Origin of the sequence: Amycolatopsis sp. La24, assembly GCF_029087445.1 — a bacterium.
GTDB lineage: Bacteria > Actinomycetota > Actinomycetes > Mycobacteriales > Pseudonocardiaceae > Amycolatopsis > Amycolatopsis nivea.
Genome location: NZ_JARACH010000010.1, coordinates 110706 through 134940 on the forward strand (window position 1 = coordinate 110706; position 24235 = coordinate 134940).

25 protein-coding genes are annotated in these 24235 nt (G+C 69.3%); 12 read left to right on the top strand and 13 right to left on the bottom strand.

Annotated features, from left to right (window positions below; translation table 11 throughout):
* Positions 1–11: 11 nt before the first annotated feature.
* The 3 genes from PUT80_RS13400 to PUT80_RS13410 all read right to left on the bottom strand — a co-directional run bounded on the left by PUT80_RS13400 (position 12) and on the right by PUT80_RS13410 (position 5150).
* Positions 12–1688: an NAD(P)/FAD-dependent oxidoreductase gene (locus PUT80_RS13400; protein ID WP_275292132.1), complete on the bottom strand. Its 1677-nt coding sequence runs from the start codon at positions 1686–1688 to the stop codon at positions 12–14.
* A gap of 91 nt (positions 1689–1779) precedes the next feature.
* Positions 1780–4353: an ABC transporter permease gene (locus tag PUT80_RS13405; RefSeq protein WP_275292133.1), complete on the bottom strand. Its 2574-nt coding sequence runs from the start codon at positions 4351–4353 to the stop codon at positions 1780–1782.
* Positions 4353–5150: an ABC transporter ATP-binding protein gene (locus PUT80_RS13410; RefSeq protein WP_037812034.1), complete on the bottom strand. Its 798-nt coding sequence runs from the start codon at positions 5148–5150 to the stop codon at positions 4353–4355. The genes PUT80_RS13405 and PUT80_RS13410 overlap by 1 nt, the downstream gene beginning before the upstream one ends.
* A gap of 137 nt (positions 5151–5287) precedes the next feature.
* Between PUT80_RS13410 and PUT80_RS13415 the strand changes: the two genes are divergently transcribed.
* A complete protein-coding gene (locus tag PUT80_RS13415) occupies positions 5288–6568 on the top strand; it encodes a sensor histidine kinase (protein ID WP_134663261.1) in 1281 nt (426 codons plus the stop codon).
* 24 nt (positions 6569–6592) lie between these two features.
* Here PUT80_RS13415 and PUT80_RS13420 read toward each other — a convergent pair whose 3' ends face one another.
* The 5 genes from PUT80_RS13420 to PUT80_RS13440 all read right to left on the bottom strand — a co-directional run bounded on the left by PUT80_RS13420 (position 6593) and on the right by PUT80_RS13440 (position 10707).
* On the bottom strand, positions 6593–7237 hold the full coding sequence (locus PUT80_RS13420; RefSeq protein ID WP_043839341.1) for a response regulator transcription factor: 645 nt from the start codon (positions 7235–7237) through the stop codon (positions 6593–6595).
* A 41-nt stretch (positions 7238–7278) separates the two neighbouring features.
* A complete protein-coding gene (locus tag PUT80_RS13425) occupies positions 7279–8061 on the bottom strand; it encodes a hypothetical protein (protein ID WP_275292134.1) in 783 nt (260 codons plus the stop codon).
* Entirely contained in the window at positions 8061–9347 is a 1287-nt protein-coding gene (locus PUT80_RS13430; protein WP_037812040.1) for a type III PLP-dependent enzyme, read from the bottom strand. The genes PUT80_RS13425 and PUT80_RS13430 overlap by 1 nt, the downstream gene beginning before the upstream one ends.
* Before the next feature lie 12 nt (positions 9348–9359).
* Positions 9360–10274 carry a 3-oxoacyl-[acyl-carrier-protein] synthase III C-terminal domain-containing protein gene (locus tag PUT80_RS13435; RefSeq protein ID WP_275292135.1) on the bottom strand — a complete coding sequence of 305 codons (915 nt, stop codon included), beginning with the start codon at positions 10272–10274 and terminating at the stop codon, positions 9360–9362.
* 73 nt (positions 10275–10347) lie between these two features.
* A complete protein-coding gene (locus PUT80_RS13440) occupies positions 10348–10707 on the bottom strand; it encodes a hypothetical protein (RefSeq protein ID WP_275292136.1) in 360 nt (119 codons plus the stop codon).
* A gap of 45 nt (positions 10708–10752) precedes the next feature.
* On the opposite strand from PUT80_RS13440, the gene PUT80_RS13445 reads away from it, so the two are divergent.
* The 3 genes from PUT80_RS13445 to PUT80_RS13455 are packed head-to-tail and all read left to right on the top strand — an operon-like array spanning position 10753 to position 12738.
* On the top strand, positions 10753–11199 hold the full coding sequence (locus PUT80_RS13445) for a MarR family transcriptional regulator (RefSeq protein WP_275292137.1): 447 nt from the start codon (positions 10753–10755) through the stop codon (positions 11197–11199).
* 37 nt (positions 11200–11236) lie between these two features.
* Complete coding sequence (locus PUT80_RS13450; RefSeq protein ID WP_134663267.1) at positions 11237–12133, top strand: NAD(P)H-binding protein; 897 nt, start codon at positions 11237–11239, stop codon at positions 12131–12133.
* The gene (locus PUT80_RS13455; RefSeq protein ID WP_275292138.1) at positions 12130–12738 is read left to right on the top strand and encodes a CPBP family intramembrane glutamic endopeptidase; all 609 of its coding nucleotides are present in this window, start codon (positions 12130–12132) and stop codon (positions 12736–12738) included. The genes PUT80_RS13450 and PUT80_RS13455 overlap by 4 nt, the downstream gene beginning before the upstream one ends.
* Here the strand turns inward: PUT80_RS13455 and PUT80_RS13460 are convergent.
* Positions 12705–13892 carry an FAD-dependent oxidoreductase gene (locus PUT80_RS13460; protein ID WP_275292139.1) on the bottom strand — a complete coding sequence of 396 codons (1188 nt, stop codon included), beginning with the start codon at positions 13890–13892 and terminating at the stop codon, positions 12705–12707. The genes PUT80_RS13455 and PUT80_RS13460 overlap by 34 nt on opposite strands.
* Positions 13893–14022: 130 nt before the next feature.
* Between PUT80_RS13460 and PUT80_RS13465 the strand changes: the two genes are divergently transcribed.
* Positions 14023–14469, top strand: a complete 447-nt coding sequence (locus PUT80_RS13465) for a MarR family transcriptional regulator (RefSeq protein WP_275292140.1) — start codon at positions 14023–14025, stop codon at positions 14467–14469.
* Here PUT80_RS13465 and PUT80_RS13470 read toward each other — a convergent pair.
* Positions 14454–15077 (bottom strand): VC0807 family protein, encoded by a 624-nt coding sequence (locus PUT80_RS13470; protein ID WP_037812049.1) that lies wholly within the window; start codon positions 15075–15077, stop codon positions 14454–14456. The genes PUT80_RS13465 and PUT80_RS13470 overlap by 16 nt on opposite strands.
* A gap of 224 nt (positions 15078–15301) precedes the next feature.
* Between PUT80_RS13470 and PUT80_RS13475 the strand changes: the two genes are divergently transcribed.
* Genes PUT80_RS13475 through PUT80_RS13485 form a run of 3 tightly spaced genes read left to right on the top strand, consistent with a single transcriptional unit; the run spans position 15302 to position 17714 of the window.
* Entirely contained in the window at positions 15302–15910 is a 609-nt protein-coding gene (locus tag PUT80_RS13475) for a DUF1453 domain-containing protein (RefSeq protein ID WP_275292141.1), read from the top strand.
* Positions 15907–17061: a histidine kinase gene (locus tag PUT80_RS13480; protein ID WP_275292142.1), complete on the top strand. Its 1155-nt coding sequence runs from the start codon at positions 15907–15909 to the stop codon at positions 17059–17061. Before PUT80_RS13475 ends, PUT80_RS13480 begins: the two co-directional genes overlap by 4 nt.
* Positions 17058–17714: a response regulator transcription factor gene (locus PUT80_RS13485; RefSeq protein ID WP_037812055.1), complete on the top strand. Its 657-nt coding sequence runs from the start codon at positions 17058–17060 to the stop codon at positions 17712–17714. Before PUT80_RS13480 ends, PUT80_RS13485 begins: the two co-directional genes overlap by 4 nt.
* 15 nt (positions 17715–17729) lie before the next feature.
* Here the strand turns inward: PUT80_RS13485 and PUT80_RS13490 are convergent, their stop codons facing one another.
* The gene (locus PUT80_RS13490; RefSeq protein WP_275292143.1) at positions 17730–18416 is read right to left on the bottom strand and encodes a hypothetical protein; all 687 of its coding nucleotides are present in this window, start codon (positions 18414–18416) and stop codon (positions 17730–17732) included.
* 249 nt (positions 18417–18665) lie between these two features.
* Between PUT80_RS13490 and PUT80_RS13495 the strand changes: the two genes are divergently transcribed.
* From PUT80_RS13495 to PUT80_RS13510, 4 genes are read left to right on the top strand one after another with little or no spacing between them, the layout of a single operon-like run.
* On the top strand, positions 18666–19685 hold the full coding sequence (locus PUT80_RS13495; RefSeq protein WP_275292144.1) for a D-isomer specific 2-hydroxyacid dehydrogenase family protein: 1020 nt from the start codon (positions 18666–18668) through the stop codon (positions 19683–19685).
* Positions 19678–20715 carry a D-alanine--(R)-lactate ligase gene (gene vanA / locus PUT80_RS13500; RefSeq protein WP_275292145.1) on the top strand — a complete coding sequence of 346 codons (1038 nt, stop codon included), beginning with the start codon at positions 19678–19680 and terminating at the stop codon, positions 20713–20715. The genes PUT80_RS13495 and vanA overlap by 8 nt, the downstream gene beginning before the upstream one ends.
* Positions 20712–21320, top strand: coding sequence for a D-Ala-D-Ala dipeptidase VanX (vanX, locus tag PUT80_RS13505; RefSeq protein WP_037812060.1), 609 nt, complete (start codon positions 20712–20714; stop codon positions 21318–21320). Before vanA ends, vanX begins: the two co-directional genes overlap by 4 nt.
* On the top strand, positions 21321–22418 hold the full coding sequence (locus PUT80_RS13510) for a UDP-N-acetylglucosamine--N-acetylmuramyl-(pentapeptide) pyrophosphoryl-undecaprenol N-acetylglucosamine transferase (protein WP_238608034.1): 1098 nt from the start codon (positions 21321–21323) through the stop codon (positions 22416–22418). It begins immediately after the preceding gene.
* Here PUT80_RS13510 and PUT80_RS13515 read toward each other — a convergent pair.
* Together PUT80_RS13515 and PUT80_RS13520 are read right to left on the bottom strand one after the other, a co-directional pair.
* Positions 22368–23480: a HAMP domain-containing sensor histidine kinase gene (locus tag PUT80_RS13515; RefSeq protein WP_343076882.1), complete on the bottom strand. Its 1113-nt coding sequence runs from the start codon at positions 23478–23480 to the stop codon at positions 22368–22370. The genes PUT80_RS13510 and PUT80_RS13515 overlap by 51 nt on opposite strands.
* Positions 23477–24151, bottom strand: coding sequence for a response regulator transcription factor (locus tag PUT80_RS13520; protein ID WP_037812063.1), 675 nt, complete (start codon positions 24149–24151; stop codon positions 23477–23479). Before PUT80_RS13520 ends, PUT80_RS13515 begins: the two co-directional genes overlap by 4 nt.
* Between the last annotated feature and the right edge of the window lie 84 nt (positions 24152–24235).

Consider the following 24235-nt stretch of genomic DNA (forward strand, 5'->3'; position numbering starts at 1 on the left):
TTACACGGGGTTCAGCGCGCCGTCGGAGCGAATCCGCGGGCGTCGCGGCGGGCCTGGCCGCGGGAAATCCGCAGCGGATCCCAGTCGTGGCCGCGTTCGGGCAACAGGGCGCGGTCGGCGAAGACCGCGCCGTCGTACGCTTCGGCCAGCACCGGCCGGCCGAGAATCGCTTCGGCGCATTGCGCACCGCCGACCGCGGCTCCGACGACTCCCCCGCCGTGGACGTCCTGTCCGGCGACGAACAGTCCTTCCACCGCGGTCCGCACGTCCGGCCGCCGTCCGTGCGGGCCCCAGGACTGCAGTCCGTACGCGGCTCCGCCGGTCGCGAGCGTGTAGCGCTCCTGCGTGAGCGGGGTGGCGGATTCGAGGTAGACGATGCGGTCCCGGAACGGGCCGAGCACCTCTTCGGCGCGGTCGAGCAGGCAGGCGGCGAGTTTCTCTTTGGCCGCGCGGTATTCGGCAACGCGTCGGTAGCGGAGCCCGGACGCCGGTCCATCGGTGACGCCCCACGGTGCGTAGCCGGGCGGGCACGCGGTCATGATCTGGAGGTTCGTGTGTCCGGGCGGGCAGACCGCGGTGTTGCCGGGATCCTTGTGCGACGCGGACGAGATGAAGACGAACGGCAGCTCGTCGAACTGGCCCGCTTCCGTTCGGGCGTAAGCACTTTCGACGTCACCGCTCGGCCAGTACCAGATGTTGGCCTCGGACGCTTCGGGCAGTTCCGCGGCCACCACCGCATAACTAGTGACCAGCGGCAGCCGCATGACCGCGTCTTCGGTGCGCCGGACGACGCCTTCGGGCAAGTTTTCCCGGCCGCCGCACAACTCCAGCACGGTGCGCCGATAGTCCGCATTGGACACGACGAGCGGCGCGCGCAGCACGTCTCCGTCGGTCAGCTCCACGCCGGCCGCGCGACCGTCCTCGATCAGGATCCGCGCGGCGCGGGCTTTGGTGCGCAGCTGGCCGCCGTGCGCTTCGAGCTGCTCCACCAGCGCGGCCGCCAGCATCTGCCCGCCGCCGACCGGGTAGTACGCGCCGCCGGTCAGGTAGTCGTCGAGCATGCGAATGTGCGCCGCGACAACGGTGTTCGCGGGCGAGGAGGCGTAGTTGCCGGACTGCGCGGCCAGCACGGTGCGGGCGGCCGCGGACAGTCCACAATGGTCGAACAGGCGGCTCAGGCTGCGCCGGCTCCAGCGCACCACCGCGGGCGAACCGCCCAAGACCGGCTGGGCGCTCGCCGAATACCGGGCCGACGCGGCGATCTCGCCGCAGATCGCCAGGTACTCCTGAAGCGCGGCGGCCTCCGCGGGAAAGGTCTCGAGCAGCCGGTCCCCGTACCGGGACCAGCCTTCCGGCACGTCGAACCGCACGCCCGGCAGCACGATCCGGTCGAAGCCGTCCGGGTCGAGCCTGCGGAACCGCACCCGGTCGCCGACGCCGAGCCCGGCCAGCAGCGACGGGAGCAGCCCGCCGGGCCCGCAGTCGCCGAGGTAGTGCACGCCGATGTCGAACTCGTAGGAGCGCCGCCGCCGGAACATGTGGCAGTTGCCGCCCGCGACGTCGTGCTGTTCGAGCACCAGGACCCGGCGGCCGAAGGCGGCGAGGTAGCCGGCGCAGACGAGGCCGCCGATCCCGGACCCGATCACGATCGCGTCCCAGGAAGGGCTTCCCGCCTCGTTCGGACTCATGCCGGTGACGCTACGGCGGGGCGGTGACCCCGGGCTGACCGCGCGCTGACAGCTGGGGGCAGTCAGCGGCGGGCGGCCGCCCAGGGGTCACCTATTCAGGAGAGAGCATGGCGATCGAGGTCTTGCCGCGCACCGCGAGCCACGTCGGGAAGAGCGTGGCGACCATGCTTACCACGACCGCGAGCACGACCACCACCCCATAAATCCACAATGGACCATACGGCAGCCAGCTGTCGGACACCGCCTGGCTGAACGGGACCAGCATCGCGAGCGAGACGACGGTGCCGAGAACCACGCCGATGATCGCGACGACGATCCCCTCCACGGCCATCACGCCGAGCACCTGGCCCCGGCTCGACCCGGCCAGCCGTTGCAGGCCGAACTCGCGCCGCCGGTGCGCGGTCGAGAGCACGAGCGTGTTCACCACCGAGATCGCCGCGTAGAGCAGGATCATGCCGACCACGAGGTAGTTGACCCAGGCGTTCGCTTCCTGTTCCTGCACGAACTTGGCGGTGAGCGTGTCCCGGTTCGCGACCTGCACGCCCGGCGAGGACTGCGCCAGCCCGTCGAGCGTGCTCATCAGCTGCGAGACGCTCGTGCCCGCCGCCGCGGTGACGAGCACCTGCGACGCGATCCCGTCGGTCGTGTGCGGAGCCAGCGTGCCCGCGGGCAGCAACGCCGTCGCGAACTCCGCCGCCGAGCGCAGCGTCGCCACCACGCGCAGCCGCACCTGCGTGCCGTCGCCGAGCCGCAGGCCGATCTCGTCGCCGACCTTGACGTGCAGCCGAGACGCGTTGTCGACCGGAAGCGCGATGGTGTTGCCCTGCAACGCGTCCAGCGAACCGGTCGCGACCTCGGACGCCCGGGTCTTCGCGACCGCGTCGCCGGTGACCCCGGTCAGCGCGAGCCCGTCCTCGTCCTGGCTCGAGTCCGACGGCTTCTCGTTGTAGCCCTTGCTGGTCACGTACGCCGAAGCGGTGCCGACCCCGGGCAGCGCCCGGACCTTGTCGAGCAACCCGGTGCCGACGTCGCCGGTCGACGAAGTGACGACCGCGTCCGCCGAAAGGTTCGACGCGTACTTCTGCTTCGCCGATTCCACCTGCGTGGTCTGGAAGTAGAGCATGAACACGGCCAGCGTCGTGGCGAGCATGACCGGCACGACCGCACCGGACATCGGCAGCCAGCGCACCCGGGCGTTGGCCATCGCGAGATAGCCGGACAGCCCGCTCACCGCCCGCACCGGAACCCGCAGCACCGCGACCATCACCCGGGTGATCCCCGGTGCGAAAAGCGCGACCGCCGCCGCGACGAGCGTGACCGCCGGGCCGGCCGTACTGGCGGCGAGCGGTCCGTCCATCACGGTGATCGTCAGGTACGCGAGCGCCACGCCGCCGATCAGGCTGCCGATGCCCCACCACAGCCGGAACGACGTCAGCCAGCGCTTCGGCGAGACCAGTTCCTGCATCGCCTCTACCGGACGCGTCCGCCCGGCGTACCGTGCCGCGACGAATCCCGCGCCCCACGCGGACAGCAGACCCACGAGAACGCCGGCGGCGGTCGGGATCCAGTCCTGGTGATACGCCAGCACCGGTTCGAAGACGCCGAACCCGGACAGCCGGTCGAACAGCCAGTTCCCGAGCAGTTCGCCGGGGAAAGCGGCCAGTACGGTCGCGAGGATCCCGATCACCATCGACTCCGCGGTGATCATGCGGCTCACCTGTTTGGGCGTCGCGCCGACCGCACGCAGCAACGCGACCTCGCGCCGCCGCTGCTGCACCGACAGACCCAGCGTGCTGGCCACCACGAACAACGCGACCTGCACGGCGAGCCCGCCGAACACCGCGGCCAGGATCACCAGGATTTCGCCGCCGTCGCTCGCCTGCGCGAACTCGGCCGTCCCGCGCGCCACTCCGGTCAGCGCAACCGCGTGCTGGTCGCGGACCACGTTCGCGATCTGGATGCTCAGCGCGGCCGGATCCGTGCCTGCGGCGGGAAGCACGCCGAACGCGTCGACCTGACCGGTCGCGGGTGTCAGCGCAAGGGCGTCTTCGTGGGAGAAGAACACCGCGTCGGACGCTATTTTCCCGCCCGCGACGGCGATTCCGACCACCTGGAAGGACCGGACCCCGCCGCGCACGGCGATCTGCACCGAACCGCCCGAGGCGACCCCGGTGGCCGCGGCCGTCGACTGGTCGAGCACGACTTCGCCGCTGCGCTGCGGAGCCCGCCCGTCGGTCAGCGAATACGGGGCCAGCTCGGCGGTCGCCCAGTCGTGGCCCAACGCGGTGCCGCGCACCAGTTTCACGTCGGGATCCGCGGGCAGCGTCGCCGGGATCGACACGTCGGGAACGACCTTCGCGACGCCCGGAACGGCCGCGATCTTCGCCCCGAGCGACGCGTCGAGCCGCACCCGTTCGGGCAGGGTCGCGGATTCGTGGTCCTCGTCCTCGGTGCCCGGGTTCGTCGGCGGCAGGTTGTAGTGCTGGTCGCCCGCGACGACCACCGGGGCCTCGGCGAGCCGCTGCGGCGGCACCCGCGGCGAGATCCCGGTCTGCATGAGGCCGCCGCACGCCATCACGATGGCGGTTCCGACGAGCAGCGCGACGAACGTCGCGGTGAATCCGGCCTTGCGGAACCGGAGCGTGCTCAGGGCAAGGCGCAGCATCAGCGCACCGTCCCGACGGTGTTCCGGCCGTCGCGGCCGAGCCGCGTCGTGCGTGCGCTCAACGCGGTCAGGCCGCGCGCGACCTCGTCCACGGTCGGTTCGTGCAACTCGCCGGCGAACTGCCCGTCGGCGAGGAACAGCACCCGGTCGGCGTAGGAGGCGGCGACCGGATCGTGCGTCACCATCACGATGGTCTGCCCTTCGGCCCGCACCGCCGCGCGCAGCAGGTCCAGGATCTCGCTCGCCGACGTCGTGTCCAGCGCGCCGGTCGGCTCGTCGGCGAAGGTCACGTGCGGACGGCTGACCAGCGCGCGGGCAATCGCCACGCGCTGCTGTTGGCCGCCGGACAATTCACCGGGGCGGTGCCCGCGCCGTCCGCCGAGCCCGACCTGCTCGATGATCCGGTTCACCAGCGCCGGATCGGCCTTCTTCCCCGCCAGCCGGAGCGGAAGCGTGACGTTGTCGACCACGTCGAGCGACGGCAGCAGGTTGAACTGCTGGAAAATGAATCCGATGTGGTCGCGGCGCATGCGGGTCAGCTGCGCCTCGTCGAGCCGGCCGAGATCCTGGTCGGCCAGCACGACCGTGCCCGAATCCGGCTGGTCGAGCCCGGCCGCGCAGTGCAGCAGGGTGCTCTTGCCCGAACCGGACGGTCCCATCACCGCGGTGAAACTGCCGCGGGCGAACGAAACCGAGATCCCGTCGAGTGCGACGACGCGGGCCCGGTTCCCTCCGTAGAACTTGGTGACGGAGCGGAGCGTCACCGCATCCGTGCTTGGCTGTCCGGACTGGTACATCGGTCACTCTCCCAGGCGCGTCGGGTACAGAAGAAACCTACGAGCGGCAAGGGCGGATTCCGATGGTGCTAACTCTTCGATCCGGACTGGTCCTAGCACCCCTGCCGGGAAAGCCGGGAACAGCACATAATCGGAACATGCCCTCCACCGATGCCCGCGAGCCGGCGGCGCCGAAGCCCTGGTTCGCGCGGGGCGGCCTCGCCGTGCTGCACAGCACCGCGCTGGGTCTGCTCGCACCGGTCGAGGTGGTGCTTTTCGCGCTCCTGGCCTGCGCTGCTTCCCTGCTGGGCGTCGGCGTCGGGGTGTTCCTGATCCCGCCGGTGGTGTACGCCGTCCGCGCGGTCGCCAATTTGCAGCGGAAACTGCACGGCGCCTGGACCGGGCGGGAGGTGCCGCAACCGTATCTCCCGCTGCCCGAGGGCACGCGGTTCTTCCAGGTGTTCGCGCGGTTGCTGGCCGACCGTGCCACCTGGCGGGACACGGCCTGGCTGCTGGTGGACTGCACGATCGGGTGCCTGCTCACGCTGGCCCCGCTGGCGCTGGTGGTCGACGGCGTGCGCGGGCTGCTGATGCCGTTGCTCTACCCGGTTCTGGACGATTTGTGGCTCGGCGACTGGTACGTGGCGCTGCCAGTGGACAACCCGGCCGTCGCCTGGATCGCGGTCGTGCTGGGCCTGCTGCATTTCCCGCTCGTCCTGTGGGCGGCCCCGCACCTGCTGAAACTGCACGCGGCGCTGGCGGCGAAATTCCTTTCCCCGTCCGAAAGCACCGTGCTCGCCCAGCGCGTCCAGCACCTCACCACCACACGCGACGACGCGGTTGGCCACCAGGCGCTGGAACTGCGCCGGATCGAACGCAATCTGCACGACGGCGCGCAAGCCCGCCTGGTCGCGATGGGAATGACGCTCGACGCGGCCGCGAAACTCGCCGAACGGCAGCCGGAAGCCGCGAAGAGCCTGCTGGAAGAGGCCAAGGCGAGTTCGGTGAAAGCACTGCAGGAACTGCGCGATCTGGTCCGCGGGATCCAGCCGCCGGTGCTGGTCGACCGCGGTCTCGCCGACGCGGTCCGCGAACTCGGGATGGAAGCGACGCTGGAGATGGAGACCACCGTCGACCTCCCCGGCCGGTTCGCGCCCGCCGTCGAGACAGCCGCGTATTTCACCGTTTCCGAGGTGCTCAACAACGCGATGAAGCATTCCGGCGCGGATTCCGGGAAAATCGACATGCACCATTCCGCCGGACGGCTGTCCATCACGGTCACCGACTACGGCAACGGCGGCGCGGACCCGGCCAAGGGCACCGGCCTGCGGGAACTCGAACGCAGGCTCGCCCCGCTGGACGGATTCCTCACCGTGCTCAGCCCGCTCGGCGGCCCGACCTCGGTGGTCATCGAAATCCCGTGCCGGCCGATCGGCTGAACGCAAGAGGGTATCGGCGCGCAGTCAGCGGCGCAGGTAGGCCAGCACCGCCTGCACCCGGCGGTTGCTGTCCTCGGACACCGGCAGCTGCAGCTTCGCCAGGATGTTGTTGATGTGCTTGGACACCGCCTTCTCGGTGACGAACAGCTCGGCGGCGATGTTGCTGTTGGACCGCCCCTCGGCGATCAGCCGGAGCACGTCGTTCTCGCGCGGGGTGAGGCTCTCCAGCGCGACGTCGCGCGTGTTGTGCGTGAACAGCCGCGACACCACTTCAGGGTCCATCATCGTGTTGCCCGCGGCGACCCCGCGCAGGACGTCGACGAAGTGGTCGCCGTCGAGCACCCGGTCCTTGAGCTGGTAGCCGACCGCGCCCGCGCCGTCGGCCAGCAATTCGTTGACGTACAAGCGTTCGACGTATTGCGACAGCACCAGCACCGGCAGCCCCGGCACCTGGCGGCGCGCCTCGATCGCCGCGCGCAACCCCTCGTCGGTGAACGACGGCGGAAGCCGGATGTCGACCACGCCGACGTCCGGCTTCTCCGTGACCAGCGCGTTCAGCAGATCCGGCCCGTTGTCGAGCGCCGCGACGATCGTCATCCCGTGCGCTTCGAGCAGCCGGACCAGCCCGTCGCGGAGCAGGAACTGGTCTTCGCCGATGACCACGCGCACAGATCTTCACCTTTTCTTCGCCGCGGCAGTTCCGCTCCCGATTATAGGGGCGCGGAGGGCTCGCTTTCCCGGGCGAAGGCGCAAATTCCCAGAGTCCCGCGAATCGGGTCGTAATCAGCGAGAACCGCAGGCGGCTCGGCCCACAAGGCGGTAGCGGAGCGTCCTTCCACGACCGACCCGCCAGTCAAACCTGGCCCATAACGATCCGCCGACGCGAGCCGATCAGCCTCGGCCCGAGCGTCGGCCGGGTCGATTCCGGGCAGCAGCGCCACACGGGTGCTGCCTGCTCCGGACTCGAACAGCAGCGCGGCAGCCGCGTCCACGGGCGGGCGGGCTCCGGCGTACGGCATTCCTCGCTGCTCCATGACGAGGATGAGCACGCGCCGCATCGGCCTCCGGCGCGCGTATCCGGCCGCCACCCGCAGGGCGAGGAAACCGGCGAGCGGGCCCTGTCCGGAGACCGAGTACGTCATCGGGCCGCCCGGCAGCACGGCGGTCAGGTTGACCGGAGCGGACAGCCGCGGGTCGAAGTCGGGACCATCGTGGGCGACGACGACCAGGTCGAGCGGCTCGCTCACCCGGTCGTGCAGCAGTTCCCGGGCCAGGGAGATGAACGTGTTGCCTTGCGCCTGGGCGACCAGGTCCGGCGAGTAGCCGACGTCGTGTCCGGCGGCCAGATCGGTGAAGTACCGCGTCATGATCGGGTCGTCGAGCCGGTCGGTGCCGGACTCGAAACGCCGGTGCAGCACGGTTTTCAGTCCCATGGGCAGCACGGCGAACGGCGAGGTCCGCGTGGCCGCCACGGGAGCGCCGGCACTGAACATCAGCCCTCCACCGCGGGAACCGGCAGCCGGTGCAGGTGCTGGCGGCGCAGCAGGTCCTCCGGCTGGTCCCGTTCACTGATCACATAGGACTGTCCATCATGGACCAAAACCTCGGCGGGATAGCCGTGGCTGAGGAACAGCACCGGTGACGCACTCGGGCCATAAGCACCGGAGCGTTCCACGCCGATCAGGTCGCCCGGCTGCACCGGCGGCAGCGGGATCTTCTTGCCCAGCACGTCGTTCGGCGTGCACAGCGGGCCGGTGATCTGCCAGGTTTCGGTGGCCGGTTCGTCGATCCGGTTCAGCAGCCGCATCGGGAAATCGCGCTTGACGTAAGAACCGATGCCGACCGCGGCCATGTGGTGGTTGGTGCCGCCGTCAGCGACCGCGAAGTTCTGTCCCAGCGAGGTTTTGACGTAACGGACGCGCACGACGTAGGTGCCGCTCATCGCGGTCAGGTAGCGGCCCAGCTCCATCACGAGCCGTGTGTCCGGATGCCGCCTGGCGAACTCGTCGATCACCGGGTTCAGGCGCGAGGTCAGCAGATCGAGGTCGAGGTCGCGTTCCCCGTCGAAGTACGCCACGCCCAGCCCGCCGCCGACATCGACCAGGTCGAGCCCGAAGCCCAGCCGCGCGGACAGCTGTTCGGCCAGCGCGAAGATGCGCGTGGTGTTCTCCACCACCGATTCCTCGCTGAGAATGCGCGTGCCCATGTAGACCTGGACGCCCATGATCCGCACATTCGCGTGCCGCGAAACCAGATCCTCGGCGGCGAACAGCTGTTCCTCGTCCATGCCGAACTGGCGCGGCTTCCCGCCCATCGTCAGCCCGGACCCCTTGACCGCGAAGCTCGGATTGACCCGCAACGCCACCCGCGCTCGCACTCCGCGCGCCGCGGCGAGCTGGTCGATCAACGCGAGTTCCCCGAAGGATTCGCAGACGATCGCCGCGATGTCCTCGTCCAGACAGGCTTCGAGCTCCGCCTGGCTCTTGCCCGGACCGAGGAAAATGATGTCGTTCGGCGACACTCCAGCACGGCGTGCGGTGCGCAGTTCGGCGAGACTCGAAACCTCCGCGCGCGCCCCATTGTCGTGCAGCACAGCCAGAATCGACACGTTCGGGTTCGACTTCAGCGAGAAGAAGACCTCCATGCTGTCGTGCAGTTCCCGCCGCAGCCGGGCCATCCGGCCGGACAGCTCGCCGCCGTCGTAGACGAACAGCGGGGTGCCGTAACGGTCGGCCAGCTCGGTGATCCCGACGCCCTCGATCTCGAGTTCCGTACTCATCAGGTTCTGCTCCTAGTGTTCGAAGACCATCGCGGAAAACGTCGAGCCGAGGCCGACCGAAACCATCAGGTAGCGCTCGCCCGGGTTCAGCAGCCCGAGCCGGGTCGCGGTGTGGTAGTTGAGAAACGGGTCCGCGCAGAAACAATGGCCGGTGCGCGGGACGTTGCCGAGGAAGATCCGCTTCCGCGGCACGTCCATCGCCTCCGCCGCGCGGATCCACGAAACCTTGTTGACGTTGTGCGGAAGGACGAGCGCGAGATCGCCCGCCGCACACCCGGCGGCCTCGAGCGCGGCGCGGGTGACGTCGCCCAGCGCGTCCGGATAGATCTGCCGGAACACCTTGTTCTGCTCTTCGTTCGTGATGACCTCGCCGCCGGGACCGCCGAGCGTCGTCGTCGCGTAGCCGAGCAGCCGGTCCCGTTGCCCGCCAGGCGCGACCAGCACCGCGGCGGTCCCCTCGCCCATCACCGCGACGTCCGGGATGATCTGCGCGGCCGGGGTGAAAGCCTTCTCCCCAGCGAGAATCAGCGCCAGCGCGTCCGGGTCGCCGTCCTGTTCGAGCAGTGCGCCGGCGAGGTCCAGGGCGAGCAGCCCGGACGCACAGGCGTGGTCGGTGACGGTGAAGGCGAGCGCGTTCCGCAGTCCGAGCCGCTGCTGCACTTCGGCCAGCGGATCGAACGGATGCGGCGACGCCGCGGGCACGGTCTTGGGCCGCAGCACGTAGCGGACGCGTTCCTCGACCCCGGCGAACCCGTCGAGCTTCGCGACCGCGCCGAGCAGCATTTCGGCCTCGGACTCGGGCGACCGGCAGACCTCGGACAACCCGTAGATGCGATGCAGCCTGCGCAACTGGGCGTCGGTGAGGCCGAGCGCGTCCTGCAGCGTCGCGATCGGCACCGCGGCGGGCAGGTAACTGGACACAGACATCAGGCACGTCACCCCGACAGCGTCGCAACCGGCACTGACGTGACGCTGACGCGCGGCTTTCAACCGGCTTCGTTCACCACAGCACGACGGCGGTGAGCACATGCACCGCGCCCACCACGGAGCTTCCCGCGATCATCCCCTTCTCCCCGCGGAAGATCCCGATGCCGGCGTCTCCAGCCTGCGCGACCGCCGCCGCGATCAGGACCACCGCGCAGGCTGGTCCAGACCAGATGAACGGCACCACCGCGGCCGCGCAGCCCAGCGGCACGGCTCTGACCGCGTACATCCAGCTGTAGAACTTCTCGCCATTCGTCGGCGCCTCGCTATGGCTCAACGCCGCCGGCCGCACGGCCGCCACCACCGCGAAAACGACGCTGACCACCGCGAGCACGGCATTGGCCACCACCAGGACGGTCATCATTACCTCACTCATCAACTATTTACAGATTGAACTGTGCACAGATGATAGAGTACCCGCGTGGCGACCGACAGCTCCTTGCCCGAGACCGCGGCCTTCCGGCTCATGGTGCTCGGCACTGACCTGGCGAACGACTTCGCCGGGCACCTGCGCGAAACCGGGCTGACGCCCAAACACCTCGGGACGCTCGCCATGGTCGACCAGGGTTTCGCCCGGACCCAGGACGACGTCGCCCGGCTCATGCGGGTGAGTCCCAGCCTGGTCGTCCGGCTGGCCGACCAGCTGGAGCAGCGCGCCCTCATCGAGCGGAGCCGGGACCCGGACAACCGCCGCAAGCACATCCTCACCGTCACCGCGGAAGGGAAATCCCTGCTGGCCGAGATGGGTTCGCTCGCGGCGGCCGTCGACGCCGAACTGAACGCCGTGCTCGGCTCGCGGCTCGGCGGCCAACTGGACGAGGCGCTCACGCGATTGATGGGCAAGCTCATGACGGACCGGCAGCGGTGATCAGCGGAATTCCGCTCGTCCGGCTACCGTCGCAAGCATGCGGGTACTGGTCGCCGGAGCCTCGGGGTTCGTCGGCAGACGGTTGTGCCCGGCGCTGACCGACGCCGGGCACGACGTGCTCGCCATGACCCGCCGCCCGGACAGCTACCGCGGCGCCGGTCAGCCGGTCCACGGCGACGTCGCCGACATCGGTTCCTTGCGGGACGCGCTCAAGAACGTCGAAGCCGCCTACTACCTGGTGCATTCCCTGGACAGCACCGATTTCCAGCAGCGCGACGCCGCCGCGGCCCGCGCGTTCGCTCGTGCCGCAGCGGAAGCCGGAGTGCGCCGGATCGTCTACCTCGGCGGTCTCGGCGACGACGCGGACTCGCTGTCGGCGCACCTGGCCAGCCGACGCGAGGTCGAACAACTGCTGGCGGAGACCGGAGTACCGGTGACCGTGCTGCGCGCGGGAATCGTCATCGGGCACGGCGGCACCTCGTGGGAGCTGACCCGCCAGCTGGTCGAACGCCTGCCCGCGATGATCACGCCGCGCTGGGTCGGGACGCGCACCCAGCCGATCGCGCTCGCCGACGTCGTCCGCTACCTGGCCGGCGTGCTGGAGCATCCCGAGACCGAGGGCCGGACGTTCGACATCGGCGGCCCGGAAGTGCTGACCTACCGGGACATGCTGCAGCGCGTCGCGGTGATCGAGGGCCGGATGCTGGCGATCGTGCCGGTCCCGCTGCTCACACCCCGGCTGTCGTCCTACTGGCTTTCGCTGGTCACCGACATCGACGCCACGACCGGGCGCGCGCTGATCGACTCGATGGGCAACGAGGTCGTCGTCCGCGACGACGCCATCCGCCGCATCGTCGACTTCGAGCCGATGGGCTACAACGACGCCGTGCTGCAAGCACTGGGCGAACGAGCGCGGCGTCGGCGGGCCAAGTGAAGAAGCTCCTGACAGCGGTGACCGCGGCGGGCTCCGGGCTGCTGGGCGCGTCCTTGGCGAGCAAGCCGGGGTCGCGCCGGTTTCACGCGCTGACCGCGTCGGTCGCGGCGACCTGGTTCGCCGGAGCGCGCGCGGCCGGGCCGGTGCCACGAGGTCGTACCGCCGTCGTGCAGCCGGTATTGGCGGGCGCGGGCGCGTTCGGCGGGTTTTACGGCTGCGCGCTGGTCGCTCGCCGGATTCCGTTGCTGCGCCGGGCAATCACCGGCGTGCTCGGCCACGCCCATCACGGTTCGACGCCGACCGTGGTGACGACGACGCTCGTAACCGGTGCCGCTGAGGAGATTTTCTTCCGCGGCACGCTTTACGACGCGTTCGGCGCGCGAACATCGACCGCGATGTACGTGCTGTCGACCACCGCGACACGGAATCCGGCTTTGGTGCTGGCGTCGGCGGCCATGGGGACGCTCTTTACGCTGCAACGCCGTTGGGGCGGCGGTGTTCAGGCACCCTTGCTGACGCACTTGACCTGGTCCGCCCTGATGATCGGCTTCCTGCCGCGGCTTTTCCCGCCTCAGGATTCCAGCACCGGCGGAGTAGGTCCGTAGGCATTGGCACGGGCGGCGCGAGCGCGGGCACCCGGGATGCCGGTGAGCAAACGCAGCAGCCGATACGGCGGGGCGGCCGGACGACCACGCTCCCTCGCCCGAGCGGCGCGTTGTTCCAGCCGGACCTGCTGCGCCTGCACCTGCCGGATCGCGGGTTCGCGTTCGGCCTGAATCCGCGCGAGGGCAGCGTCGGACGTATCCCGCACGAGGTGGTTGGCCGCGGCGACGGCGTCCTGGATCGCCATGAGGATTCCGTTGCCGCCGACCGGCGAGATGACGTGCGCGGCGTCGCCGATGAGCAGCAGACCCGGCCGCCACCAGCGCTCCACCCGGGAGATGTCGACCGACAGCAGGGTCGTCTGGCTGAAATCGGTCAGCAGCTCGGCACGGTCGGCCAGCCACGGCACGTACTCGGCGAGGAACGCCCGGATCGGGCCGACGCCCTGTTCGCGCGCCTCCGCGTAACCGCCCTTGGGCAGGCTGTATCCCACCTGCCAGCCGCTGGTCCCGGCAAGGAGGCCGACGTAGTGGTGCCGGCCGAAGAAGAGGTCGACGTCGGCGTCCGGCGGGTCCTCGGGACGGTGCGGCAGCCGGAACCACAGCAGGTCGGTGGTGGCGCCGAGGGAGCGCGCCGGAGCGTCTGCCAGGCGGCGGATCCGGGAAAAGCGGCCGTCCGCGCCGACCACGAGCGCGGCGGGCTGGTCGTGGGTACCGGTGTCGTCGCGGTAGCGGACGCCGGTGATCCGGCCCTCGTCATCGCGGTTCAGATCGACGACTTTGGCACCGGTGCGCACGCTCGCGCCCGGGAGCGCGGCGGTTTCGGCGGCGAGGAAATCGAGGAACTGCGCCTGCGGCATCAGGGCGACGTAGTTGTACGGCGAGGAGAGCTTGCCGTAGTCGGCGGTGGTGATCGACCCGGCCGGGGTGTGGAAGCGGAAGAAGCGCGCTTTGTGATGCGGAAGGGCGAGCAGCCGGTCGGCCAAGCCGAGGCGGTCGAGCAGTTCGAGCGTGTAGGGGTGCAGCGAATCGCCGCGGAAGTCGCGGTCGAAGTCCTGGTGCGCTTCCAGCAGCGTGACCGGGATTCCGGCGCGGCCGAGCAGGTAGGCGAGCATCATGCCGCCGGGTCCGCCGCCTGCGACGACCACGCCGGTCATTCCGCTCCCGGTTCGAGGCCGTCGAGCAGCTTCCGCACCATCTCGGCATCGACGTGGGCTATTTCGCTAGATTTTCTAGCCATACCCGGCACTGTACCTCGTCGCTAGAAGTTCTAGCTACTATGCCGACGTGGCGGACGAGCAAGCGGCGCGGGACCTCTCCCTGGCAGTGCGGCGGCTGCTGCAAGCGGGCCGGGGCATGCAGGCGGTGCTGGCGCGGAAACTGTCGCTGCGGGTCACCGACGTGCAAGCCCTCGACCAGGTCGTTTCCAGTCCGGAGCCGATCGGGCCCGGCGAGCTGGGCACCCGGCTCGGCATCACCTCGGCGTCGGCGACCGTGCTGGTCGACCGGCTCGCCGCGGCCGGGCACCTGGCCCGCCACGCCGATCCGGGCGACCGGCGGCGCGTCCACCTCGAGGCCACCGACCACGCGCGCGAGGACGTCCGGAACGCGCTGGGCCCGCTGCTCGCCGAGATGGAAGCCATCACCGATCGGCTCGAGCCCGAGCACGTCCCGGTCGTCCTGTCCTTCCTGGACGACGTCGCGGCGGCGATGCGCGCCTACGACCGGCGCTGAACCGCCTGCTCGCCCCGCCGCCGGGTCAGCAGCGTCCACCCGATCAGACCGGCGAACGCGACGACCATCAACGCCTGCGAAAAAGCGGCCGCCGTGTCGAACGGCAGCGTGTAGACGCCCACGATGCGCAGCACGGAGTCGGCGGTCAACCCGAGGCCCCACACCAGCGAGACTTGGTACCAACGCCGCCGCAACCTCGCGTCGCCCGCGGTGGCCTCGAATTCGCGCTGCTGCTCGCCGCCTGCCGAGAGCGCGAAGCGTCGAGCCGCGTAGTACGCGAGCGGCCGGTTGAGCACGCAGCTGCCGACTAGAGCGACGCCGGCGCAGAAGGTCGTCACCGATTCCTTCGCCAGCAACAGGCGCGGGTCGCCGGTGAGGAAGCTCAACCCGAGGCCCAGGCCGAAAAGCAGCACGAGGAACGACGAGAAGAGGTCGAGCCGCCGCTGTGCCACCGCGACCCAGATCGTCCGCAGTCCCGCGACGATCGTGCCGATCAGCAGTGACACGTAGGCACTCGCGCCGAGCAGGTTGGCCGCGTAGTAGGCGACGACGGACAGGCCGACGTCCAGGAACAAAGTGGTGATCATCGTGCGGGCGTGCGAGGTCATGCCGTACTCCCCGATTTTGGCTTGGCTGCTGGGATTCGCCAGGAAAACGCTACGGTCGCCGCGCCCGGCCGTCTTGGCGCCGCGGGCGTATCCCGGGTGGAGAAATCCAGGGCCGGGTGGAGGCGTTTCTCCACCCGCGAATACGCCGCTCACCGCACGACTTCGCCGCCGTTCCGCCGTAGTTTTCTCGGCATCGGAACGAAATCGAAAGGCAGGAACAACCCATGAGCGGACCCGTGGAGATCGTCCTGATCGTGGCGGCGGTCGGCTACCTGATGGTGCGGCGGATGATCGGCGAACCCGCGCAGGCCAAGCAGATGCTGATCCTGCCCGCGATCCTGTCCGTCGTCGGCCTCAGCACGGTGTCCGGCGACGTGAAGACCGCGGCCTCGCTGGTCTTCCTGATCGGCACCGCGGCGATCAGCGTCGTCCTCGGCGTCCTGCGCGGGTACAGCGTCCGGATTTCCCGGCGCGACGGCACCGCCTTCGTCCGCTACACCCCGGTCACCGTCGGGCTGTGGGTGGCGAACATCGTGGTCAAGATCGGCGTGAACGTCGCGCTCGACGCGTTCGCCCCGCAGGACTCGGGCGGCGTCTCGAACAGCATGCTGCTCACCATCGGCGTCGGCATCCTCGCCGAGGGGCTGGTCGTGCTCTACCGCGCACTGCGCGCCGGGCACCAGGTCATGTGGACCCGGGGCAGCGACGGCGCGCCCGGGCAGACCTCGCCGCTGCTGGACAACATCCAGCGCAACCTCACCGGCCGCCCGTCCGAGTGGAACACTCAGTCCGCGCACGACGCCGGCCAGACGAGGAGGAACCTGGTCCCATGAGCACGACGGACCGGCGGTCGCTGTCCCTTCTCGGGCAGTACCGGGACGAGCTGATCCAGCCAGCCCTCGTCCTCACCGCGATCGCCTGCACCGCGGTTCAATGGCCGGACGCGACCATCGCGTACCGGCCATTGGCCTTGTCGCTGTTCGTGCTGTGCTCGGTCGCCGGGATCGTCTCGCTGCTGCCCTGGGCGCGGGTCGCGGAGAACCGGCAGATCACCGTGATGGGCGCGTACATGCTGTTCGGCGCGCTGCTCCTGCCGCTCGCGCACGGAACGTTCGCGGCGATGTTCCCGTTCGTCGCCGCGTCCGCGTCCGGGGTCAAGCTCGCGTCCCGCCGGGCCGCGGTGACCATCGCGGTCGCCGGGTCGGTCATCGCGGCCGCCGCGACCTGGACGGTCGGCGAGCTGTTGCCGGGCTTCCCGGTGTGGCCGGTGTGGGTGCCCCTGACCGTGGGTCTGCCGGTCGCGGTCGGCATCTCGCACCACGACCGTCTCGACGCCGTCCGCAACGCCCAGCTCGCCGCCGACTCGGCCCAGCGCGCCCGCGAGTCCGAAGCCCGCGAGGCAGCGCTCGTCGAACGCGGCCGGATCGCGCGCGAGATTCACGACGTCCTCGGTCATTCGCTCTCCGGGATCGCCCTGCAATTGGACCTGGCCGACGCACTGCGCGGCAGCGGCCGCGACGACGAGGCAGCCGCCGCGGTCCGCAAGGCACGCGCCATCGCCGTCGACTCGATCAGCGAGACCCGCCGCGCGGTGCACGCGCTGCGCGAAGACACCTTGCCGCTGCCTGAGACGTTGAGCCAGCTCGCCGAACACGCGTCGGCCGAGTACGCGATCGAGGGCGAAGCCGGCGCGGTCGGCCCGGAGACCACGCACACCATGGTCCGGGCGGCGCAGGAGGCGATGACCAACGCGGCCAAGTACGCGCCGGGCGCGACTCGCAGCCTCCGGCTCGCCTTCACCGCCGATCAGGTCAGGCTGACCGTGCACAACGGGCCCGCGACCGAACCCCGCCGCGCCGAACTGGCCGGCGGTTCCGGGGTCGGGCTCGTCGGGATGCGCGAACGGGCCGCCCTGCTCGGCGGCACCCTGAAAGCAGGCCCGGCCGGCGACGGCTGGACCGTGGAACTGGAGCTGCCTCGATGACCGACCGCCCGATCAGTCTCGTTGTCGTCGACGACCAGGCGACTGTCCGCGAAGCGCTCGCGGTCATGCTCGACCTCGCCGAGGACGTCAACGTCGTCGCGACCGCGACCAACGGCGCGGAAGCGGTCAAGGCGGCGCAGGAACACCGTCCGGACGTCGTGCTGATGGACCTCAACATGCCGGTGCTCGACGGGGTCGGCGCGACCGGGCGCATCCGCGAAAGCCAGCCGGACACCACCGTTCTCGTGCTCACGACGTTCGACGACGACGAGTCGATCCTGGCCGCACTGCAGGCGGGCGCGAGCGGATACCTGACCAAAGAAGCGGACCGCACCACGATCCTGCACGCCGTGCGCACCGCGGCGCAGGGCCAGACCGTGCTCTCGCCCGAGGTGCAGCGGCGCTTGCTCGCGCTGGCCGCCAAACCCGCCCCGCCCGCCGAACCGGATCTGGCGCTGACCGCACGCGAACGCGAAATCCTCGGCCTGATCGGCGACGGCCTGCGCAATCCGGAAATCGCGGCCGCCTTGGTCATCAGCGAGGCCACCGTGAAAACCCACATCAACAACCTTTTCGCCAAGGCCGGTTTCCACTCGCGCGCCGACGCGGTCCGCTACGCGCTCAACTATCAGAACGGCCAGCGTCGGCCATAACTTGCGGCGCGGTTCTTATCCAGGCAGGTCTTCGAGACCGAGCCGGTACCAGTCGTCCCGGGTCACGACGTGCAAGTCCGCGCCCCGCCCGAAAACCCGGGCCTCTCGGGGCATCTCTTGGCCGTCCGGCAGGACGAGCCGGTATTCGCCGGTGACCCGGAACCGGTCGTCATCGAGCACTCCGGCAACCAGCCGATCCCGGTACACCGGATAACCGCCGTAGAAGGCCAGCCGGGAACCACGCACTGCCAACGCGGTGGCGCTGCGGATTTCGTTGCGCCACCCGGTCACGCCGCCGTCGTGGATCCGGACGACGGGCCATTCGGTGCCTTCGTCGAAGTAGCCGACCCAGATCTCGCCGTTTCGGGTGGTTTGCACGTAATCGATGCCATCGCCGAAGGTCTGCTCGGCCACGGCTTCACCGTCAGAGTCGTAGACGATCGCGTTGCGGTCCGGCCCTTCAGACCGCCAGGTGCACCGCGCGTCGACCATGAGCACGCGACCGTCCGGCAGTGGCTGCACCCTCGGATGCGCCAGCCGAAAATCCGGAATCCGCGCGGCGACCGCCATTTCCGGCACGTGCACGGTCACCCGCACCGGACGCGAGGCGCGCACTTCCGGAAGCTTCACCGCTCGGTCCGCAGGCGCCGTCCAGACCGCCAGCAGCTCACCGAGCGGCCCGATCGACTCCGAGATCCGCACGTCTCCCTGCTGCGGCGGCACGATTCGCGCATGATGCCAGGCGTGGACGGTCGGCAGGGCCAAGACCGCTGCCCGGCGCGCCGCGTTCTTTTGCTCCCACTCCCCCACTCGTCTATCCGACCACGCTGAGGTCTGCGAGATCCACCGGTTTTTCCCACCATCACCCCCGGCGACCCGCGATCCGCATATCGTCCGTGTATCGGAAACCGCATACGTGCTGGCAACATCCTCCTGCCTTGACTGGCACCCATGACCTACCGCGAACCGGCACGTGCTGCGGGGCTTCGGGTTCGGTCGCTGGTTCCGGCGGCCGGGATCACGATCTATGGCTGCGGGCCTGACGAAGCCGCTCTGGTCGAGGAGGCGGTGTCTCGTTTGGGGGTGACACCGACTGTCACCGCGGCGGCGTTGTCCGAGGCCACCGTCGAACTCGCCGCTGGGAACCGGTGTGTCAGCGTCAGTCACAAAACCCGCATCACCAATGGCACCTTGCGCGCGCTCAGCGACGTCGGCGTCAAGTATCTCTCGACGCGGAGCATCGGCTGCAACCATCTCGACGTCGAATATGCCGAGAAAATGGGCATCACCGTGGAAAACGTGGCGTATTCGCCCGACAGCGTCGCTGATTACACACTCATGTTGATGCTGATGGCGATCCGCAACGCGAAGTCCCTCATCCGCCGGACGGACGCGCACGATTACCGATTGAGCCACACCCCTGGAAAAGAACTGCGCGACCTCACCGTAGGCGTCATCGGAACCGGACGGATCGGCGCGGCGGTCATCGATCGGTTGTGGGGCTTCGGCGGGCAGAAGCTGGCCTACGACCTGTACCCGCGGACGTCGGCCGATTACGTTCCCCTCGACGATTTGCTGCGGCAGAGCGACATCGTCACCCTGCACACGCCGCTCACTCCGGAAACCCGGCATCTCCTTGACCGCCAACGGATCGAGCAGATGAAACCCGGCGCGATCGTCGTCAACACGGGCCGCGGCGGGCTGATCGACACCGACGCTCTCCTGTCCGCGCTGGAAAACGGCAGGCTCGGCGGCGCGGCATTGGACGTCCTCGAAGGGGAGGAAGGGATGTTCTATGCCGACTGCCGCCGAAAGCCCCTCGAGAACACGAATCTGGCGCGACTGCAGAACCTGCCGAACGTCCTGATCAGCCCGCACAACGCCTATCACACCGACCACGCCTTGCGCGACGCGGTGGAAAACAGCCTCCTCAACTGCCTGAATTTCGAAAGCTGGACAAACCATGGCTAAACTCAAGGTCGGCGTGATCTTCGGCGGAATCTCCGAGGAACACCCCGTCTCAGTCAAATCCGCCCGAGAGGTCGCGAAGAACCTCGACCCGGAAAAATACGAACCGTACTGGGTCGGAATCACCAAGGACGGCTCGTGGCAGCTCTGCGACGGACCCGGCGAGGCGTGGGAAGACAGCGGTCGCCCGGCGATGTTGTCGCCGGATCGGGGCGTCCACGGGCTGCTCGTCGAGGAGCAGGGCAAGTACGAACCGGTCCGGCTGGACGTCGTGTTGCCGGTGCTGCACGGCAAACTCGGCGAGGACGGCGCGATGCAGGGCCTCCTCGAACTGTCCGGAATCCCCTACGCGGGCTGTGACGTGCAGAGTTCCGCGCTGTGCATGGACAAATCCCTCGCGTACCTGGTCGTCGACAGCGCGGGCATCGCGACACCGAACTTCTGGGCGGGAAACGCGGACGAGGACGTCGACGCGAGCAAGTTCTCCTACCCCGTCTTCGTGAAACCGGCCCGGTCCGGTTCGTCGTTCGGCGTCACCAAGGTCTCGCGCGAGGAAGACCTGCCGGGAGCGATCGCGGAGGCGGCGCGGTTCGATTCCAAGCTGCTGATCGAGGAAGCGGTCGAGGGCAGCGAGGTCGGGTGCGCGGTCCTGGGCAACGGCGCGGACCTGATCGTCGGCGAACCGGACCAGATCCGGCTGTCGCACGGGTTCTTCAAAATCCACCAGGAGGACAACCCGGAAAGCGGCTCGGAGAACTCGACCATCCTCGTCCCCGCGGACATCCCGGCGGAGTCGCGCGCCCGCGTCCAGGCGACCGCGCAGACCATCTACCGCGCCCTGGGCTGCCAGGGACTCGCCCGCGTCGACCTGTTCCTGCTCGAAGACGGCACCGCCATGCTCAACGAGGTCAACACCTTCCCGGGCTTGACCTCCTACAGCCGGTACCCGCGGATGATGGCAGCGGCCGGACTTTCGTTCGCCGACATGCTCGACCGGATGGTGTCGCTCGCGTTGGCCGGGACGCCCCGATGAAGCCCGGTTTCGCCTTCCTCGACGAGGCCGTGCCCGGGATCCGCTGGGACGCCAAGTACGCCACCTGGGACAACTTCACCGGCAAACCGGTCGACGGCTACCTGGCGAACCGGATCGTCGGCACCCACGCCTTGTGCAGCGCACTGCAAAGCGCGCAGGACAAAGCCGCGACGCTGGGTTTCGGCCTGCTGATCTGGGACGGCTACCGGCCGCAGCGCGCCGTGGACTGTTTCCTGCGCTGGGCGAAACAGCCAGAGGACGGCCGGACAAAGCGCCAGCACTACCCGAACCTCAACCGCGCGGAGATGTTCGAAAACGGTTACGTGGCAACCAAATCCGGACACACCCGAGGCAGCACAACGGATTTGACGCTGTACCACCTGGACACCGGCGAGCTCGTCGCGATGGGCGGCGGCTTCGACCTGATGGACGCGGTCTCACACCACGGCGCACCCGGCCTCACCGCGACCGAGACAGCGAACCGGCAGCACCTCCGTTCCCTCATGGAGGACTGCGGTTTCGCCGCGTACGAATCCGAGTGGTGGCACTACACGCTGAAGGACGAACCTTATCCGGACACGTACTTCGATTTTCTCGTTGCCTAGATGGACATCAAAGCACCACGCGTGGTCGTCGCCGGAGGCCATTCGGCCGGGCACATCGAACCCGCGATGAACTTCGCCGACGCACTGCGGAGATTGGCCCCCGCCGCAGAGATCACCGCGCTCGGCACCGTCCGCGGCCTGGACACGACGCTGATCCCGGCGCGCGGGTACTCGCTGGAACTCATCCCGCCGGTCCCGCTGCCGCGCAAGGCAACCCGGGCGCTGCTGCACACGCCGTCCCGGCTGCGCGCTTCGATCCGGGCCGCCGGCGCAGTCCTCGATCAGGTCCAAGCCGACGTCGTGGTGGGCTTCGGCGGCTACGTCGCTGCCCCGGCCTACCTCGCCGCCCGCCGGCGCGGGCTGCCGATCGTCGTCCACGAAGCGAACATCCGCCCGGGAGCAGCCAACCGCATGGCGGCCAGGCTGACGCCCCACGTGTACACCGCTTCCCCGGACGTCCGGCTGAAAAACGGCACCGCGATCGGGATCCCGCTGCGCCCAGCGATCACCGGACTCGACCGTCCCGCGACCCGCGAAGCAGCTCGCCGCAAGTTCGGCCTCAACACCGATGACCCGGTCCTGCTGGTCACCGGCGGTTCGCAAGGCGCCACCACGATCAACGCCGCCGCCTCCCGCGCAGCTGCCGCATTACGGAAAGCCGGGGTGCAAGTCCTGCACATCACCGGCCCGCAGCACACCGTCGAAGCGGACGACCCGTCGTATGTCGTCCTGCCGTTTGTCGACGAAATGCAGTACGCCTACGCCGCCGCCGACTTCGCGATCTGCCGTTCCGGCGCGATGACCTGTGCCGAACTGGCCGCCGTCGGACTCCCCGCCGCGTTCGTCCCGCTGCCCGACCGCGGCGGCGAGCAACGGCTGAACGCCGGACCAGTCGTCGCGGCAGGCGGCGCACTGCTCGTCAACGACGCCAACCTGACCCCAGCGTGGATCGAATCCGCCCTCGTCCCGATCCTCATCGACCCAGCACGTCTCGCGGCGATGTCCGCCCGCGCCTCCGCGACCGGAGCACCCGACGCCGACACCGCCCTAGCGCGACACGTCCTGTCGATCGCCCAACAACATCGACCCGCCGGGTAGCCGCACCGTCACCCGAAGCCCGCCCGCAACGCCCGGCGCGAGAGAAAGCGTCCCGTCATGCGCCTGCGCGATGCTCTTCACGATCGCCAGCCCCAGCCCGACCCCAGCATGATCACGACGGATCCGCTCGGTGCCGCGCTGGAACGGCTCAGTAAACGTCCAGATCCGCTCCGGACTGACTTCCTCCCCGGTGTTTTCCACGACGAGCGTGCTCGACGTCGCGGACGCAGTCGTGCGGAGCTGCACCGTCCCGCCTTCCGGCAGGTTGTGGACGATGGCGTTGTGCAGCAGATTCGTCGTCAGCTGCAGCAAAAGCGCCCGAGACCCGTTCACGGCAGTGACATCGCCGGAGGTCTCAATGGTCACCCCGTGTTTCTCGGCGAGCGGGAGCAACGTCTCCGCGGCTTCTTCCGCCAGAAGCGACAGGTCGACGGGCTCCCGGGTGAACGACCGCTGATCCGCACGGCTGAGCAGCAGCAACGCTTCGGTGAGTTCGATCGCCCGCGCGTTCACGACGCGGAGACGCTCGTGCAGTTCGCCGATATCGCGCTCCGGGTCGTCGCGGGCGACTTCGAGGAGGCTCTGTGTGATCGCCAGCGGCGTGCGCAGTTCGTGAGAGGCGTTGGCGGCGAATCTCCGCTGTTCGGCGACGTGCGCGTCGAGGCGCGCGAGCATGGCGTCGAAGCTGTCGGCGAGTTCGCGGAACTCGTCGTCGCGGCCTTCCAGTTCGATCCGGTGCGCGAGCGACCCGGTCGAAGCCTGCCGGGTCGCGGCGGTGATCCGGTTCAGCGGGGCGAGCATGCGCCCGGCGAGAATCCAGCCGCCCAGCAGGCCGAACAGCAGCAGGAGCAGCATCACGACGGCGGCGTCGGGCGCGAAATCCTTGATCAGGTCGCGGCCGGACGGGGCCATCACCACCGGCATGACCTCCAGCGCCCGGTCCTGGTAGTCCAGCAGGAAGAAACCCACCGCGCCGAGCAGCAGCGTCCCGGCCAGCATGAGGAATCCGGCGTAGCTGAGGGTCAGTTTGAGCCGGACGCTCATCCCGGGCTCGCGGATCACGCGCGGTCCGATCCGTCGTCGATCCGGTAGCCGACCCCGGGGACGGTCGCGACCAGCCACGGTTCGCCGAGCCGTTTGCGCAGCGCCGAAACCGTGATGCGCACGGCGTTGGTGAACGGGTCCGCATTCTCGTCCCAAGCCCGTTCGAGGAGTTCTTCGGCGCTGACCACCCCGCCCTCGGCCGCGACGAGCACCTCCAGGACGGCGAACTGCTTCCGGGTCAGCGCGACGTACCGGCCGTCGCGGTAAACCTCGCGGCGGAACGGGTCCAGCTTCAGTCCCGCGATTTCCCGCACCGGCGGCCGGTTGTGCGCGCGCCTGCGATCGAGCGCGCGCAGCCGGAGCACGAGTTCCCGCATCTCGAACGGTTTGGTGAGGTAATCGTCGGCGCCGAGTTCGAAGCCGGAGACCTTGTCGTCGAGCCGGTCGGCGGCGGTGAGCATGAGGATCGGCATGCCGCTGCCGGACGCGACGACGCGCTTCGCGATCTCGTCGCCCGAAGGCCCGGGGATGTCCCGGTCGAGCACAGCCATGTCATACGCGTTGACGCTCAGCATTTCCAGCGCTGTGTCCCCGTCCCCGGCGAGGTCGGCCGCGATCGCCTCCAGGCGCAACCCGTCCCGGATGGCCTCAGCCAGGTAGGGCTCGTCCTCGACGATCAGCACACGCATGCCGTCGATGCTACGAGCAGACACGTATCGCTGGCATATCCGAAACCGCGTACGTGCTGGCAACACCGGTTCCCCTTGGCTGGA

Excerpts from the sequence above, each read along its gene's own strand:
- PUT80_RS13495 (WP_275292144.1), top strand. The coding sequence starts at position 18,666 with ATGACCTACCGCGAACCGGCACGTGCTGCGGGGCTTCGGGTTCGGTCG.
- vanA (WP_275292145.1), top strand. The coding sequence starts at position 19,678 with ATGGCTAAACTCAAGGTCGGCGTGATCTTCGGCGGAATCTCCGAGGAA.
- PUT80_RS13435 (WP_275292135.1), bottom strand. The coding sequence starts at position 10,274 with ATGTCTGTGTCCAGTTACCTGCCCGCCGCGGTGCCGATCGCGACGCTG.
- PUT80_RS13480 (WP_275292142.1), top strand. The coding sequence starts at position 15,907 with ATGAGCACGACGGACCGGCGGTCGCTGTCCCTTCTCGGGCAGTACCGG.
- PUT80_RS13510 (WP_238608034.1), top strand. The coding sequence starts at position 21,321 with ATGGACATCAAAGCACCACGCGTGGTCGTCGCCGGAGGCCATTCGGCC.
- PUT80_RS13450 (WP_134663267.1), top strand. The coding sequence starts at position 11,237 with ATGCGGGTACTGGTCGCCGGAGCCTCGGGGTTCGTCGGCAGACGGTTG.
- PUT80_RS13485 (WP_037812055.1), top strand. The coding sequence starts at position 17,058 with ATGACCGACCGCCCGATCAGTCTCGTTGTCGTCGACGACCAGGCGACT.
- PUT80_RS13400 (WP_275292132.1), bottom strand. The coding sequence starts at position 1,688 with ATGAGTCCGAACGAGGCGGGAAGCCCTTCCTGGGACGCGATCGTGATC.
- PUT80_RS13410 (WP_037812034.1), bottom strand. The coding sequence starts at position 5,150 with ATGTACCAGTCCGGACAGCCAAGCACGGATGCGGTGACGCTCCGCTCC.
- PUT80_RS13430 (WP_037812040.1), bottom strand. The coding sequence starts at position 9,347 with ATGAGTACGGAACTCGAGATCGAGGGCGTCGGGATCACCGAGCTGGCC.
- PUT80_RS13520 (WP_037812063.1), bottom strand. The coding sequence starts at position 24,151 with ATGCGTGTGCTGATCGTCGAGGACGAGCCCTACCTGGCTGAGGCCATC.
- PUT80_RS13475 (WP_275292141.1), top strand. The coding sequence starts at position 15,302 with ATGAGCGGACCCGTGGAGATCGTCCTGATCGTGGCGGCGGTCGGCTAC.
- PUT80_RS13470 (WP_037812049.1), bottom strand. The coding sequence starts at position 15,077 with ATGACCTCGCACGCCCGCACGATGATCACCACTTTGTTCCTGGACGTC.
- PUT80_RS13415 (WP_134663261.1), top strand. The coding sequence starts at position 5,288 with ATGCCCTCCACCGATGCCCGCGAGCCGGCGGCGCCGAAGCCCTGGTTC.
- PUT80_RS13440 (WP_275292136.1), bottom strand. The coding sequence starts at position 10,707 with ATGAGTGAGGTAATGATGACCGTCCTGGTGGTGGCCAATGCCGTGCTC.
- PUT80_RS13405 (WP_275292133.1), bottom strand. The coding sequence starts at position 4,353 with ATGCTGCGCCTTGCCCTGAGCACGCTCCGGTTCCGCAAGGCCGGATTC.
- PUT80_RS13460 (WP_275292139.1), bottom strand. The coding sequence starts at position 13,892 with ATGACCGGCGTGGTCGTCGCAGGCGGCGGACCCGGCGGCATGATGCTC.
- vanX (WP_037812060.1), top strand. The coding sequence starts at position 20,712 with ATGAAGCCCGGTTTCGCCTTCCTCGACGAGGCCGTGCCCGGGATCCGC.
- PUT80_RS13425 (WP_275292134.1), bottom strand. The coding sequence starts at position 8,061 with ATGTTCAGTGCCGGCGCTCCCGTGGCGGCCACGCGGACCTCGCCGTTC.